We start from the raw sequence: 15446 nt of genomic DNA on the forward strand, positions 1-15446 counted from the left end.
TGTTATGGGACTTGCATAGGGAATGGCCTGCGGCGGGGCAAGGCGCAGCGCAGCCGCAAAGCGGCGCTGATGCGATCCGGTCTCAGGTGTGTCTCAGAAGTAGCGACGCGCGCCTCTTGGCAAGGCAATGGGCGCAGGGCCGAGGGGCGCTGTGGAAGCGCCCGCTTAGGCCACTGGTCTCAGGTTCGACGGCTTAGAGAATGCCCAGTTCCGACAGCAGTCGCGCCGCTTCGGCATAGGGAGAGGCCAGCGCCTCCTTGTCCTCGCCGGGGTGAAAGCGCATGCGGGTGGTGGTGTTCATCGGCAGCGGCTGCACGATATCCACCTTCGGGCCGATCTTGGCGCTTTCCGCCTGCCAGCTGCGGGCCAGCGCGATCTGCGCGCCCTTGGTGGTGCCGTAAGAGCCGTAGAACTTCTCGCCCGCGTGGTCGTCTTCGAAGAACACCGCGCGTCCCGCCTCGCCCAGCAGCGGCGCCACGTAGGGGATCAGCACGCCGGTCGCCGTGAGGTTGGTGGCGATGGATTTTTCGAGATCCTTGGCGTCGAGATGGCTGGCCGGGGTCAGCGGCGCCGCGTGAACGGCGGTGTGCAGCCAAAGCGCCGCGCCGCCCCAGCGGTCCCAGATCGAGCGGCACAGCTGCGCCATGGCGTCGGTCTTGGTGATGTCCATCGGCGCCAGCGTGGCAGAGCCGCCGCGGGCCTTGATCCGGTCATCAAGATCTTCGAGCCCGCCGATCGTACGACCGACAGCGACCACGTGGTAGGCGGGTGCAAGGGCTTCGGCGAGGGCAAAACCCAGCCCGCGCGAGGCACCGGTGACAAGGGCGATCTGTTCACTCATGCCCGTTCTTTCTCTGCGCGGCGCGGGAATGTCAATTGCCGCGCGGGGTCATGCGGTTGCCCGCAAGCAGATGGCGGTCAGGGGATCTCGAGCCACTGCGCGGCACCGCCGCTGGAGAGGGCGATGCGGTCGGCGTCGATGGCGACCACTTTCTGGCGGCCGATGCGCGAGCCGACACCCACGATCACCACTCGCCCGCTGGCAAGGCGCACCAAGGCTCGCGGCGCGCGTCCGGCGCTGCGCACGCCGAGAAGGGCAAGGCCACGTGGCAGCGGCGCCTTGGTCGTCGCGTTGGACGCGACATTGGCTGGGGTGGAATTTGCCATGGCCTTCTCTCCTCTTTGAACTGCGGGGGATGCAGCCAATTAAAGAAGCTCGGCGGGCATAAAAAGGGGGACGTGTGGTCACGTCCCCGTGGGGTGCTTGTCACGTCGCGTCATATGCGAAAAACGGCTGGCGCCCCGGCGAAAGGGCTCGCAGCCGGCGCGTCATTCCGCCGCGGTCTTGAGCTTGAAGCCCTTCTCGATCATGTCCGCGGGCTCGACCGGGTATTCGCCCGAGAAGCACGCGTCGCAATACTGCGGGCACTTGTTGTTGCGGCCTTCCTCGCTGGCACCGACGGCGCGGTAAAGACCATCGAGCGAGATGAACTTGAGGCTGTCGACGCCCAGATGCTCGCGCATCTCTTCTTCCGACATGGTAGCGGCCAGCAGCTTTTCACGCTGCGGCGTGTCCACGCCATAGAAGCAGGGCCACGCGGTGGGCGGCGAGGCGATGCGGAAGTGCACCTCGGCGGCGCCCGCATCGAGGATCATCTCCTTGATCTTGCGTGAGGTGGTGCCGCGCACCACCGAGTTGTCGACGAGGATCACCCGCTTGCCCTGAATGAGCGCGCGGTTGACGTTGAGCTTCAGGCGCACGCCCATGTTGCGGATCTGCTCGGTCGGCTCGATGAAGGTCCGGCCCATGTACTGGTTGCGGATGATCCCCATGCCGTAGGGGATGCCGCTCTCATGGGCAAAGCCGATCGCCGCCGGGGTGCCGCTGTCGGGCACCGGGCAGACGAGGTCGGCCTCCACTGGCGCTTCACGGGCAAGCTCCACGCCGATCTGGCGGCGGGTCTCATAGACCGAGCGGCCACCGATGATCGAGTCGGGGCGCGAGAAATACACATGCTCGAAGATGCAGAACTTCGAGGGCTGCGGGCGGAACGGACGGCGGCTTTCGACCTTGCCGCCCGAGATCACGACCATCTCGCCCGGTTCGATCTCGCGCACGTATTCGGCGCCGATGATGTCGAGCGCGCAGGTCTCTGAGCTGAGCACATAGCCGTCGTCGCCGACCTTGCCGAGCACCAGCGGACGCACGCCCAGCGGGTCGCGCACACCGATCAGCTTGGTGCGGGTCATGGCGACCACCGAAAAGGCCCCCTCGACGCGGCGCAGCGCGTCTTCCATGCGGGCCGGGATGTCGCGTTGCAGCGAGCGGGCCATCAGGTGGATGATGCATTCGCTGTCCGACGAGCTTTGGAAGATCGAGCCGCGCTCGATCAGCTCGCGGCGCAGCGCGTCGGCATTGGTGATGTTGCCGTTGTGGGCGATGGCGGCACCACCCATGGAAAACTCACCAAAGAACGGCTGCACGTCGCGGATCGCCGCGCCTTTCGAGCCGGCGGTCGAGTAGCGGACGTGGCCGATGGCAAGCTGACCTGGCAGCGTTTCCATCAGCGAGGCGCGGGTGAAGTTGTCACGCACGTAGCCGAAGCGGCGGGCCGAGTTGAACCCGTGTTCGGGGGCGTAAGAGACGATCCCGCCGGCTTCCTGTCCCCGGTGCTGCAGCGCGTGCAGGCCGAGGGCGACGAAGTTCGCCGCGTCGGTGACCCCGTTGACCCCGAACACGCCGCACTCTTCGTGCAGCTTGTCGGCATCGACGGCGTCGAAATCAAAGGGATGAGCGGGGGGCATCTGGCGATCGGACAAGGGCAGCTCCGAATCCAATTAGGCTGGGGACAGCCCCCTCATACTGGCATGAAGGGCCTGTGTCACGGAAGCTTCGCATATGCACGCCGCGCCGCGGCAAGGCAAGGGCTGCGCTAACACTTGTGCGCGACTGCGTGATCGTAGCGTCAAGCGTGCCCCTTTCGCCACGCACGCCGTCAAGCAGGTGTCGGGGCAGCTGTCCGGGCGGGTGTCGGGGCAGGCCGCCGCGCAAGAAAAAGCCGCGCCCGAAAGCGCGGCCATGTTGATCATGTGGTCGTGTAGCCCTGATCCCAGCGCCGCCCCGCGAAGGGCCCGCGGCTCAGGCGTCGCTGCCTGCGGGTGCTTCGCAGATGCCCACCAGCTGCTCATACTGCAGGGTGATCCAGCCAAGCGCCGCCTCGGGGTTCTGCTCTTCGATGCGGTCGGTGAACTGCGAGAAGACCGCAGCCGAGCGCGAGTTGTCGACCATCGGGATGTCCTGCGAGGTGATCACCGTGTCGTAGACGAAGAAGGCGATCGCCACGAGGAGCACGCCGCGCGCCACGCCGAAGAGAAAACCAAGCCCCTGATCCAGCCCGCCGAGCGCCGAGCGCTGCACGAGGCTCGAGAACACCGGGGTGAAGAGCGAGACGATCACCAGCGCCAGTGCAAAGACCGCGGCAAAGGCCGCGATGATCGAAAGCTCGCAACTGTCTGCGAGGAAATCGCCCAGAACTGGGATTTCCTTGACCAGCGGCTGCACCTGCGGTGCGAAGATGAAGGCAAGGATCGCCGCGACGATCCAGCCGAGGATCGCCAGTGCCTCACGCACCAGCCCGCGCGAGTAGGCGAGCAGTGCCGACAGCACGATGACGAGCGCGACCACCCCGTCGATGATAGTGAATCCGTCCATGCGCCTCGCGCCCCTCGTCTTGTAAAATCTGATCGGTGCCGCGCCTTATCCGGCGCCGAACACCTCTCCCACCAGCGTGACCAGATCGGGCATCTGACTGAGCGACATGCCGCTCTTGCCCGTGGCCTTTCCGCCTTTTGGCAGGATCGCGTTGGAAAAACCAAGTTTTTGCGCCTCTTTCAACCTGTTTTCGGTCTGGCCGACCGGGCGCAGCGCGCCAGAGAGGCTGATTTCCCCGAAAACAACGGTTTCCGGGGGCACCGCAATATCCTCGCGAGCGGAAAGCAGCGCGGCCGCAACGGCAAGATCCGCCGCCGGCTCGTTGATCTTCATGCCGCCCGCGACGTTGAGATAGACGTCGAGCCCGGCAAAGGGGATGCCGCAGCGCGCTTCGAGCACCGCGAGGATCATCGCCAGCCGCCCGCCGTCCCAGCCGACCACCGAGCGCCGCGGCTGCGATTGCGGGGTGGGGGCGACCAGCGCCTGAAACTCCACCAGCACCGGGCGGGTGCCTTCGATGCCGGAAAACACCACCGAGCCGGGGGCCGGGGTGCCGCGCTCCGACAGGAACAGCGCCGAGGGGTTGAGCACCTCTGCAAGCCCGCCGCCGGTCATCTCGAAGACGCCGATTTCATCGGCCGGGCCGAAACGGTTCTTCACCGAGCGCAGGATGCGGAACTGGTGGCCACGTTCGCCTTCGAAATAGAGCACCGTGTCGACCATATGCTCCACCACCCGCGGCCCGGCGATCTGCCCATCCTTGGTGACATGGCCGACCATGATCACCGAAGTGCCATGGCGCTTGGCGAAGGTGGTCAGCTCATGCGCGGCAGCGCGCACCTGCGCCACCGATCCGGGCGCCGATGCGACATTGTCCACCCACATGGTCTGGATCGAGTCGACGATCACCAGCCCGGGCTTTTCAGCCTCCAGCGTGGTGAGAATGTCGCGCAGGTTGGTCTCGGCGGCCAGTTGCACCGGCGCTTCGGCCAGCCCCAGACGCTGGGCGCGCATGCGCACCTGCGCGCGCGCCTCTTCGCCCGAGGCGTAGATCACCTTTTGACCGGCGCGCGAGAAGGCTGCAGCGGCCTGCAGCAGCAGGGTGGATTTGCCGATGCCTGGATCGCCGCCCACCAGAATGGCCGAGCCCGGCACCAGCCCGCCGCCCAGCACCCGGTCAAGCTCGTCGATCTTCGACGCGGTGCGCGGCGGCGCGGCCTCGGTGGTGGCGAGATCCGAGAGCGCCACCTTGCGGCCCCGCGTTGCGCCAAGCGCCTTGCCCGAGGGGCCCTGCGACAGCGGCACCTCTTCGGTGATGGTGTTCCATTCTCCGCAGGCATCGCACCGCCCCGACCATTTCGAGGTGATATTGCCGCAGGACTGACAGACGAAATTCGGGGATGCTTTGGCCATGCGCGGTTTCTGCCCGCTTGCCGCGCCCGGCGCAAGCGCTGCCGCGCGCTCGATCACGTTGGGCCAAGCTCTTCTTCTCTTTGAAAATACGCCGGGGTGAATGCGGCGCAGCCGCAGAGGGGGCAGCGCCCCCTACTTTATTCGCGGCGTTGACGTGAGGGCCCATGATCCGGCGGGAGCATCGCCCCCACCGGCACAGATCATTCCGCTGCTCATTCCGCTGCGCGCGGCAGGGTCACGACGCGATCGGGCTGCGGGGCCTCGACCTCTTCGGGGGCAGGGCCGTCAAGGCTGACCGTCGCTTCGGGCAGGATCTCGGGCAGGATGTCCTCAAGCTCGTCCACCAGCCGCGCCAGCTGCGCCTGCGCGATCGACTCGTCAAGCTCCAGCCGCTCGTGCCAGCGCCGAATCTCGACGGCAGCGGCCTTGGCCTTCTCGATGCGCTGGTTGAAATCCTCGACCTCCTGCTGCCGTGCAATGAGAAAGTCCTTTGCGCGCTCGACGTTGCGGTCGGAATAGGTGCGGGCAAGATCGCGTGAGACATGGCTCATCTGCGCCGCCACCTCGAGCACCGAAGGCTCGAGCTCGGCCAGATCGGGATGATCGCGCAGATAGGCTATGCGCTCGCGCACCGAATCGAATTCGGACTGAAGCTTGAACGCCCCCTCCCGGTCGGCACGATGCGACATCGTATAGGCGCGGGCGATGTCGCGCATGCCGATCTGGAACGACCGGTGCGAGCGCTCCAGCGCCATCACATGCGCCGCATTGGGCAAAAAAGACATCAGGACGAGGGCAATGCCAGCAAGAGTGCATTGGACCCAGAGCCCCGCGTTCTCAACCGGTTGACCGCCGAGACTGAGATCAATCTCAAGCCAGGGCGCGAGCCCGGCCAGAGCGGCACCTGTCCAGATGAGTAGAGCAAGACCGACAACACCCACAGTGATGAATGCCAGCCTTTGCAGGATGTAGTGCAGGGCAAGACCTGCGTCGCGAAGTTGGGACACCATGCGGGGACTCCCAAGAAAAAGCCAAAGAATGAACCGTTTGTGATTAGAATAGGTCGAGTGTACCGAAAGGAGAGAAAAAAGTTAACTTTAATGAGATGTCGGGGTTCAGGGCGAACAATCCAAGTGGCAGAATTGCAATTGTTCCCAAAAAACTTTGCCGTTCAGGCCTCTAAAAGGCATGTTTCATGCAGTTCTTGCGAAGAAATTTAGCCTGAGTTTTTTTCTCGGATTGAATGCGAAAAATTTTCGGATTTTCTCACTCGGCGGCGTGTGAGGGCGCTTTGAGGAGCTTTTTGCGGCTCTCGCAGAGCCCGACCAGCAGCGACGCAAGCACGCAGAATGTGAAGAGATAGAGGCCCCAGCCGGTCTCGATCCGGCCCACGCCCATGCCCTTGATCAGCGTCACATAGACCGCCACCAGAAAGATGTCGGCCATCGCCAGCTTGCCCAAAGCGTTGATCAGCGGCAGATGCTTGCGGGGCAGGCGTCCGAATTGGATCAACGCCAGGCCGCCCAGTTTCAACATCGGCGCGACCAGCGCAAAGACCACCACCACCAGCGCAAGAAAGATGTCGCTGCGCCAGAGCGCCGCGATGCCCGACAGCACGCTAATTTCCGACAGGCTGAAGAGCGGCAGCAGCCCGGCCCGCATCAGCGGCGCGGTCCAAGCGATGGGGTAAAGGACGAAGAGCGCGAGATTGGCGTATTTCAGCATGGGCGACCGAGGGCTACGGGAAGACAGGTAAGACAGGGGGGCGCTGCCCCCGTCGCGCGTCGCGCGACTCCCCCGGCGTATTTGGAAAGAGAAGAAGGGCAGGAGGCGCGGCTCAGATGTAATGGGTGGCGAGCCAGAGGCCAAGGAGGGCGATGACCAGCAGCAGGTGCAGAGCATCGATCCAGCGCCAGCGGCGGCCGCCGAGACAGGCGCTGAGCGCGAGCGGGGCCGAGGCGATCAGCAGGGCGGGCAGCCCCTGACCGAAGGCCAGCGCGCGCGCCAGGGAGGGGTAGAGCGGATTTTGCGTGACTTGCAGCGCCGGCGCGAGCCCGGCGTAGAGCATCAGCGCAGCCATCAGCAGCGAGGGCAGGGCCGCAAGCTGCGCCGGGCCGCGGGCCCCCAGCGCGCGCAGCAGCGACAGAAGCGCCAAAACCGCGGGATAACCAAAGCTTTTCAGCAGGATGAAAGAGAGCAGCAGCGGCGTGGGTTCGAAAAGGCTCATCGCACGGCCTCAATTGGGCCGTCGGCGCGGCCATGGATGAATTGCTGCAGGTAAGGGTCTGTGGCACCGTCCATCTCGCCGACCGGCCCACTCCAGTGGATCGTGCCCGCATGCAGCATGGCGACCTGATCGGCGATGGCGCGCACCGAACTCATGTCATGGGTGATGGTCAGCGCGGTGGCGCCCATCTCGGTGACGATCTCGCGGATCAACGCGTTGATCACCCCGGCCATGATCGGATCGAGACCAGTGGTCGGCTCGTCGAAAAAGATGATCTCGGGGTCGGCGGCGATGGCGCGGGCGAGGCCGACGCGCTTTTGCATGCCGCCCGACAGTTCGGCGGGCAGGCGGTCGGTGACTTCGGGGCCGAGGCCGACGCGGGCGAGCTTGGCGATGGCGATCTCGCGCGCCTCTCGCCGCGGGCGGCGCTGCGGACCGCGCAGCAGGCGGAAGGCAACGTTCTGCCAGACCGGCAGCGAGTCGAAGAGCGCGGCGCCCTGAAACAGCATCCCGAAGCGCGGCATCAGCGTGTCGCGGGCACCCCGGGCCCCTTGGCTGACATCCTGCCCGTCCACCTCGATACGCCCGCTGTCGGGGGTGGTGAGGCCGAGGATGCATTTGAGCAGCACGGATTTGCCGGTGCCTGAGCCGCCGATGATCACCATCGAGCTACCCTTGGGCACAGTCAGGTCGACGCCGCGCAGCACGGGCGTTCCGTCAAAGCTCTTGTGCAGGTTCGTAAGGGTGATCATGCCGAGAAGAACACCCCCGTGAGCAAAAAGTTCGCCGCAAGGATGAGGATGGCCGCTGCTTCGACCGAAGATTTGGTGGCGCGCCCGACGCCCTGCGCGCCGCGGCCCGAATGCATGCCGTAGTAGCACCCCAGCAGCGCGGCAATGCCACCGAAGGCCGCGCCCTTGGCCAGCGAGGAAAGCACATCCAGCGGCTCGAGGAAATCGAGCGTGTTCTTGAGGTAGGCCACCGGGGTGAAGCCGAGCGAGCTTGTGGCCACCGCGTAGCCGCCGGCGATGCCGATGACATCGCCCACTGCGACCAGCAGCGGCACGGTCAGCAGCGCCGCCAGCAGGCGCGGCGCGGCGAGGTATTTCATCGGATCGGTGGAGAGGGTGACCAGCGCGTCGATCTGCTCGGTGACTTTCATCGTGGCGATCTCGGCGGCGATCGAAGAGGTCACGCGGGCGGCGATCATCAGCCCGACCAGCACCGGCCCCAATTCGCGCACCATGCCGATGGCGACGATCTGCGGCACCACCGCCTCGGCGTTGAAGCGCGCGCCACCGGAGTAAATCTGCAGCGCCAGCGCGCCACCGGTGAAGATCGCCGTCATGCCCACCACGGGCAGCGACAGCCAGCCGATGTGCAGCAGGGCCTGCAGAACCTCGCGGCCATAGAACGGCGGGCGCAGAATATGGCTGAGCGCCGAAAGCCCAAAGAGCGTCAGCCGCCCGGCAGAGGCCAGGCCGCGCAGCACCGCGCGGCCAAGCGCGCCGAGCGCTGCGATCACCGGCGCGGCGATGGCGGCGCCAAGGCTCATCCGCCGCGGTAGACCCGCGCGTAGCGGTTGCCGAGCGAGGTGAGGATCTCGTAGCCGATGGTGTCGATATGGCGCGCCAGATTGTCGACGGTCTGATGCGGGCCGAGCAGTTCCAGCGTTTCGGGCACCTGCTCGACGGCGGTCACATCGACGGTGATCAGGTCCATAGAGATGCGGCCCAGCAGCTTGCAGCGGGTCTCGCCAGCCCAGAGATAGGTCTTGGGCGCCAGCGCGCGGATCAGGCCGTCGGCATAACCGGCAGAGATCGTCGCGACCTTCATCGGCGAGCGCGCCACAAAGGCGTTGCCATAGCCCACCAACTCGCCGGTCTGCACCTCGCGGGTCTGGATCACCGGGATGTGCAGCGCGGCGACGCGATGCGCCTCTTTGAAGGGCAGCCCGCCATAGAGCCCGATACCGGGGCGGGTGACGTCGAAATGATAGTCCTTGCCCAGCAGGATGCCGCCCGTGGCCGACAGCGAGCGCGGCGCGTCGAGCCCCTCGGTCATTTCGCGGAAGTTGCGCAGCTGATGGGCGTTCATCCCGTGGTTCGGCTCGTCGGCACATGCGAGATGCGACATGATCAGTCGCGGCTTCTGCTTCATCGCCGTGTCGCGCAGGGCCAGCCACTCGTCGGCCTCGAGCCCCAGCCGGTTCATGCCGCTGTCGAGCTGGACGCCGAAGGGATGGCCGGGAAGGCTTTCGGCGTGGCGCAGCATCTGCTCGATGGAGTTGATCATCGGGGTCAGCGCCGCGTCGCGGATGAGCGCCGCATCGCCCGCCATATGGCCGCCGAAGACGTTGATCTCGGGACCCTGCCCAAGCGCCTTGCGCAAGTCCGCACCTTCCTCGCAGGTGGCGACGAAGAACCGCCGCGCGCCTTCGCGCGCCAGCATCGGCGCGACGCGATCAGCGCCGAGACCGTAGGAGTTTGCCTTGACCACGGCGCCGGTCTCGCAATCGGAGAGGGCGTCGAGGGTGCGCCAATTGGCGCGGATCGCATCGAGATCGATGGTGAGCTGTGCCTGTGCCATGGCGCGTTGATTGCCGCGCGGGCAGGGGGCGTCAAGAGGGAAAGCGCCGAAGTGGGGCGCGAGGCGGTCCTGCTGTGCGGGCAGGGCCTCTGGCGCGGGCAGGCAGGCGGAGCAGGCGGGCGGCAGGCAGGGGGGCGGGCCGCGGAGAGTGGGCGTGGCGAGCCAAGGCCCTGCGGGGGTTTCACACCCCCGCACCCCCGTGGGATATTATTGCCAAGAGGAAGAGGCGGACTTTAGAAGTTGTCGCCTTCGCCGTTCTGCCAAGGACGCACGAGGTTGCCGAAGCGGGTAAAGCGGCCCTCGAAGCTGAGTTCCACCGTGCCAATGGGGCCGTGACGCTGCTTGCCGATGATCACCTCGGCCTTGCCGTGCAGGCGCTCCATGCGTTCCTGCCAGGCGGCCATTTCGTCGAGCCGGTCATCCGAGGGCTTCTCGCGCTCCACGTAATATTCCTCGCGGAACACGAACATCACCACGTCGGCGTCCTGTTCGATCGAGCCCGATTCCCGCAGGTCCGACAGCTGCGGGCGTTTGTCGTCGCGGCTTTCCACCTGACGCGAGAGCTGCGACAGGGCGATCACCGGGATGTTGAGCTCCTTGGCGATGGCCTTGAGGCCCATGGAGATCTCGGCGATCTCGTTGACGCGGTTCTCGGCGGTGCCGCGCACCAGCTGCAGGTAGTCGACCATCAGCACGTCGAGGCCATGGGTCCGCTTCAGGCGCCGTGCGCGGGCGGCAAGCTGGGCGATCGGGATGGCGGGCGTGTCGTCGATGAACAGCGGGCAGGCCTCGAGGCTCTTTGCCGCGTCGACGAAGCGGCGGAACTCGGTTTCGGTCATGTCGCCGCGGCGGATCTGCTCGGAGGGCACTTCGGCGGCTTCCGACAGGATGCGCGCGGCCAGCTGCTCGGCGCTCATTTCGAGCGAGTAGAAGCCGACGACGCCGCCTTCGATGGCGCCTTCCGTGCCGTCGGGGCGGGTGCCCTTTTTGTAGGCCTTGGCGATGTTGAAGGCGATGTTGGTGGCCAGCGAGGTCTTACCCATCGAGGGGCGCCCGGCGAGGATCAGAAGGTCCGACGGGTGCAGACCGCCGAGTTTCTTGTCCATGTCGATAAGGCCGGTCGAGACGCCAGCCAGCCCGCCCTCGCGCTGATAGGCGGCGTTGGCCACGTTCACCGCATCGGTCACGGCGCGCAGGAACGACTGGAAGCCGCCCTCGGTCTGGCCCTGTTCGGCGAGCTTGTAGAGCGCCTGTTCGGCCTGCACGATCTGTTCGCGCGGCTCGGATTTCACGTCGACCTTGGTGGCGCGGGCCGAGATATCGCGGCCCAATCCGATGAGATCGCGGCGCACCGCCAGATCGTAGATCATCTGCGCGTAGTCGCGCACGGCAAAGCTCGAGACCGCGGCGCCGGCGAGGCGCGCCAGATAGGCCGGACCGCCCAGTTCCTTGAGGCCCTCGTCGTCTTCCATGAACGCCTTCAGCGTCACCGGGGACGCGAGGTTGTTCTTGGCGATCCGCGCTGCGGCGATCTCGAAGATGCGGCGGTGCACCGGGTCGTAGAAATGCTGCGGGCCGAGGATGGCCGCGACCCGGTCGTAGACATCGTTGTTGGTCAGGATCGCGCCCAGCAGTTGCTGCTCGGCCTCGATCGAATGCGGCATCGTGTCAGCCTGCTCGACCTCGACGCCCGTGGCGTTGAATACGCTGTGATCGTTCATGCCTGTCCCCTTGGCCCATGTCGCCATGGTCCGACGTCTTTTTGTCCCTTTGATGTCCCGCTGGCTCCCCCGAGTCCCGCAGGTTCAAGCGTCATAGCGCGCCGCGGGTCGCGGACCAATCTGGAAATCTCTGTGGACTATTTCGGGATAACCGGAAATGGGCCCGGCGCCCGGTTCTGCTCGTGAAGATATCGTAGCAGGATCGCGGGGTTTCGCAACATTTGGTGCGATGTGCCGGGCGAAGAGGAGGCCTCTTCGCCCGAAGAAAATGCGCTTATGCGCCGTTTTCCGCCTGCCATTTGCGCGGGTCTTCGAGGAAGGCCTCGACCGCCGCCAGCGTCGCGGGCTCGAAGCCGCCACGCTCTTTGGCCTCGGCCAGCACATCGTGCCAGGTGCAGAGGTAATGCAGCTCGACCCCGTGATCGCCGAGCGTCTTCGTGGTCTCGGGGAAGATGCCGTAATAGAAGATCACCGCGGTATGGGCGCAGGTGGCGCCGGTCTCACGGATCGCATCGACGAAGCTGAGCTTGGAGCCGCCATCGGTGGTCAGATCCTCGACCAGCAGCACGCGCTGGCCCTCGGTCATCTTGCCTTCGATGCGGGCGTTGCGGCCATAGCCTTTGGGCTTCTTGCGCACATAGGTCATCGGCAGCGCCATACGCTCGGCCACCAGCGCGGCAAAGGGGATGCCCGCGGTCTCGCCGCCGGCGATATTGTCGAAGGCTTCGAAGCCGGCGTTGCGCATGACGGTGACGGTCAGGAAATCCATCAGCGTCGAGCGGATGCGCGGGTGCGAGATCGGCGTCCGGCAATCGATGTAGACGGGCGAGGGCAGGCCCGAGGCCAGCTTGAAGGGCGCGTCGCCCATGAAATGCACCGCGCCAATCTCCCAGAGCATCCGGGCCGTCAGCCGGGCCATTTCTTCTTGCGAGGGATAGGACGAGGGGATCATGGGGCAGCTCCTTTGAAAACCGCGCCCGCCTTAGCGCGAAAGCGCGCGTTCGGGAAGGGCGCATTGCGCGCCGCGCCCCTGTTTCATTGTTCCGCAAATACGCCGGGGGTACGGGGGCAGCGCCCCCGTCGTGCACAGCACGACAAACCCAAGGTGACTGTGGGGGCAGGGCCCCCGTCGTGCACAGCACGACAAAGCAAAAGCGCATGCGGGGGCGTCGCCCCCGCTGGACTTAGTCCTCGACCCGCCAGTGCAGCGGCATACCGGGATCAAAGACGGTCACCGGTCCGGCGCCGGTCTCGATCTTGCCGGGGTAGGTGACGGGCGCGCCCTTGGTCAGGGTCACAACCTCTTCGCTCACCGGCAGACGGTAGAAGGCCGGGCCATTGCGCGAGGCGAAGGCCTCGAGCTTGTCCAGCGCGCCGTCCTGTTCAAAGACCTCGGCGAGGATCGACAGCGTATTGGTGGCGGTGAAGCAACCGGCGCAGCCGCAGGCGCTTTCCTTGGCCGGATCAGCATGGGGCGCGCTGTCGGTGCCGAGGAAGAAGCTGGCATCCCCCGACGTCGCAGCCTCGCGCAGGGCCAGCCGGTGCTCTTCGCGTTTGGCAACGGGCAGGCAGTAGTAGTGCGGCTTGATGCCACCGACGAGGATGTGGTTGCGGTTGATCACCAAGTGGTGCGTGGTGATCGTTGCGCCCAGATCGTCGCCACCGGCGCGGGCGTAATCGACGCCCTGCTTGGTGGTGATATGCTCCATGACCACGCGCAGACCGGGGGTGCTGCGGCGGATCGGATCGAGCACGCGGTCGATGAACACCGCCTCGCGGTCAAAGATGTCGATGTCGCCGTCCACCACTTCGCCGTGCACGCAGAGCGGGATGCCGCGCTCGGCCATCAGCTCAAGCACCGGACGAACCTTGTCGAAATCGCGCACGCCCGAGGCGGAGTTGGTGGTGGCGCCTGCGGGGTAGAGTTTCAGCGCGGTGATCAACCCGCTCTCATGCGCCGCCGCCACATCCGCCGGATCGGTGGTCTCGGTGAGGTAAAGCGTCATCAGCGGGGTGAAATCGCTGCCTTCGGGCAGGGCATTGAGGATGCGCTCGCGGTAGGCGGCGGCGTCATCTCCGGTCACCACCGGCGGCACGAGGTTGGGCATGATGATCGCCCGGCCGAAGTGGCGGGCGGATTCGGGGGCGATGCCGGCCAGCATCTCGCCATCGCGGAGGTGCAGGTGCCAGTCGTCGGGGCGGCGGATCGTGATCTGGGTCATGCGCGCGGAGTACCACGGCGCCGCGGTCTGGGCCAGATACCTTGCGCGGCCTTGCCGGTGCTTTGTGACACACCGAGTGCTTGGCGGAGTGCCTGGCAGAGCGCCTGGCGGAGCGGCAGGAGGGGGCGCTGCCCCCGTCCGCTGACGCGGACTCCCCCGGCGTATTTTGAAAGAGAAGAAGCGGGAGGTGGCAAGGGAGCTTCTTCTCTTTCCAAATACGCATGGCACGCCATGGCGGCCGGGCGCGACGCCATCGGGTGGGGCGCCGCGCCGGGTCTTCAAGGGTCTTCAGTTTCTTGTGGCGGTGAGTGCCACATCGACAGCGACCTCAAAGCTCAGCTGGTCGGGGTCGTTCATGCTGCCGCCGATCTCGTAGTTGCGACGGTCGAGCGTGGTGCTGCCCTGCATTGTGGCCGTGCCGTTCTCCAGCGTCAGATCGAAGGGCAGGGTGACCGGCACCTCAGCGCCTTTGAGGGTCAGCGTGCCTTGGGCCTCATAGCCGCTGTCAGCGCGCAGGATATCGGCGGTGAACGTGGCGGTGGGATGCTCTTCGGCGTTGAAGAAATCCGCGCCCATGGCCTGTTTGCTGACCGAGCCGAGGGTCAGCGTCGGGATGGCGATCTGCACGGTGACCTCGCCTGCCTTGCCCGGGGTCTCGCGCGGCTCGAAGGCGATCTGTGCGGTCCAATCGGCAAAGCTGCCCTCGATCTCCTTGCCCATCTGCACGAGGCTGATGGCAAGCGTGCCCTCGGTGACCTGCCAGTCGGACTGGGCCTCGGCCAGTTGCGGCGCGGCGGGGCTCTCTTCGGTGCTGAACATGCCCGCCGCCGCGCCGCCGCCGATCACCGCCACCCATGCGGCGAGGGCGAGGGCCACCGGGCGCAGCACCACATGCGACGCGCCATGACTGCCGCCCTCGGCGCCGCGCAGCATGCGCGCCAGCGTGCCGTCACGGTCGATCACCGCGTGTTTCAGCGCCCCGGCCACATGCAGCGCCAGCGCCGCCACCAGCAGCCATTGCGCCAGAAAGTGCACCGAGGCGGCGGTTTCGGCGACGCTGTCGGAATTTGGCACGAAAGGCAGGTCCTGACCGAAGGGCCAGAGGATCGGCGCAAAGCCCTCGGTGGCGGCATGTTCGATCCAGCCCGACAGCGGCACGATCACCAGCGCCGAGTAAAGCAGCCAGTGCACGCTTTCTGCCGCCAGCACTTCGGCGCGGCGCTCGGGGTGCAGCGGCGCGGGTTTGGTCTGGGTCAGCGCCCAGAGGATGCGGAACAGCGCGATGAAGAACAGCGCGACGCCGATGGTCTTATGCGCCGAGAAGAGCTGCGCTTTCACGGCGAGCTGCGCCTCGGTCTCCCACGGCGCGAAATGGGCGATCCAGCCCAGCGGGATCATGATCAGGATGCCGAGCGCGGTCAGCCAGTGCAGACTGCGCGTGACGGCGCCATAGGCGGTCTTGGTGTTGGCGAGGGACATCAGGGTCTCCGGGGCTCGGGAAGCGGGTTTGGGGCTCGGGAAGCGGTTTTCCGGAAGATCGGTCATGCCGCGGCGCCGCGCAA

The 15446-nt window shown here is 66.1% G+C and carries 15 protein-coding genes; all 15 read right to left on the minus strand.

The genetic code is table 11. From position 1 onward, the window contains the following. Positions 1-193: 193 nt before the first annotated feature. Entirely contained in the window at positions 194-841 is a 648-nt protein-coding gene (locus tag ACXAD2_RS15400; protein ID WP_475171682.1) for an SDR family NAD(P)-dependent oxidoreductase, read from the minus strand. Between the two features lie 77 nt (positions 842-918). Further along, the gene (locus ACXAD2_RS15405; RefSeq protein ID WP_066105441.1) at positions 919-1167 is read right to left on the minus strand and encodes a hypothetical protein; all 249 of its coding nucleotides are present in this window, start codon (positions 1165-1167) and stop codon (positions 919-921) included. A gap of 162 nt (positions 1168-1329) precedes the next feature. After that, positions 1330-2805, minus strand: a complete 1476-nt coding sequence (gene purF, locus ACXAD2_RS15410; protein WP_475174899.1) for an amidophosphoribosyltransferase — start codon at positions 2803-2805, stop codon at positions 1330-1332. 334 nt (positions 2806-3139) lie between these two features. Next, positions 3140-3712, minus strand: coding sequence for a CvpA family protein (locus ACXAD2_RS15415; protein ID WP_475171684.1), 573 nt, complete (start codon positions 3710-3712; stop codon positions 3140-3142). A gap of 45 nt (positions 3713-3757) precedes the next feature. Beyond that, positions 3758-5125, minus strand: coding sequence for a DNA repair protein RadA (gene radA, locus ACXAD2_RS15420; RefSeq protein WP_066107038.1), 1368 nt, complete (start codon positions 5123-5125; stop codon positions 3758-3760). A gap of 212 nt (positions 5126-5337) precedes the next feature. Next, complete coding sequence (locus tag ACXAD2_RS15425) at positions 5338-6135, minus strand: DNA repair protein (protein ID WP_475171686.1); 798 nt, start codon at positions 6133-6135, stop codon at positions 5338-5340. Between the two features lie 256 nt (positions 6136-6391). After that, entirely contained in the window at positions 6392-6850 is a 459-nt protein-coding gene (locus ACXAD2_RS15430) for a paraquat-inducible protein A (RefSeq protein WP_475171688.1), read from the minus strand. A gap of 112 nt (positions 6851-6962) precedes the next feature. Continuing rightward, entirely contained in the window at positions 6963-7352 is a 390-nt protein-coding gene (locus tag ACXAD2_RS15435; RefSeq protein WP_475171691.1) for a hypothetical protein, read from the minus strand. Then, the gene (locus tag ACXAD2_RS15440) at positions 7349-8104 is read right to left on the minus strand and encodes an ABC transporter ATP-binding protein (RefSeq protein WP_475171695.1); all 756 of its coding nucleotides are present in this window, start codon (positions 8102-8104) and stop codon (positions 7349-7351) included. Before ACXAD2_RS15440 ends, ACXAD2_RS15435 begins: the two co-directional genes overlap by 4 nt. Further along, a complete protein-coding gene (locus ACXAD2_RS15445) occupies positions 8101-8907 on the minus strand; it encodes an MlaE family ABC transporter permease (RefSeq protein WP_475171698.1) in 807 nt (268 codons plus the stop codon). The genes ACXAD2_RS15440 and ACXAD2_RS15445 overlap by 4 nt, the downstream gene beginning before the upstream one ends. After that, on the minus strand, positions 8904-9941 hold the full coding sequence (gene alr, locus ACXAD2_RS15450; RefSeq protein ID WP_475171700.1) for an alanine racemase: 1038 nt from the start codon (positions 9939-9941) through the stop codon (positions 8904-8906). The genes ACXAD2_RS15445 and alr overlap by 4 nt, the downstream gene beginning before the upstream one ends. 233 nt (positions 9942-10174) lie before the next feature. Next, positions 10175-11662 carry a replicative DNA helicase gene (locus ACXAD2_RS15455; protein WP_066107040.1) on the minus strand — a complete coding sequence of 496 codons (1488 nt, stop codon included), beginning with the start codon at positions 11660-11662 and terminating at the stop codon, positions 10175-10177. A gap of 274 nt (positions 11663-11936) precedes the next feature. Continuing rightward, positions 11937-12614, minus strand: a complete 678-nt coding sequence (locus tag ACXAD2_RS15460; RefSeq protein ID WP_475171703.1) for an orotate phosphoribosyltransferase — start codon at positions 12612-12614, stop codon at positions 11937-11939. Between the two features lie 232 nt (positions 12615-12846). Continuing rightward, complete coding sequence (gene pyrC, locus ACXAD2_RS15465) at positions 12847-13884, minus strand: dihydroorotase (RefSeq protein ID WP_475171705.1); 1038 nt, start codon at positions 13882-13884, stop codon at positions 12847-12849. Between the two features lie 288 nt (positions 13885-14172). Next, positions 14173-15363 (minus strand): cytochrome b/b6 domain-containing protein, encoded by a 1191-nt coding sequence (locus tag ACXAD2_RS15470; protein ID WP_475171706.1) that lies wholly within the window; start codon positions 15361-15363, stop codon positions 14173-14175. Between the last annotated feature and the right edge of the window lie 83 nt (positions 15364-15446).

The sequence above is a fragment of the Salipiger sp. ABN3_019 genome (assembly GCF_056158605.1).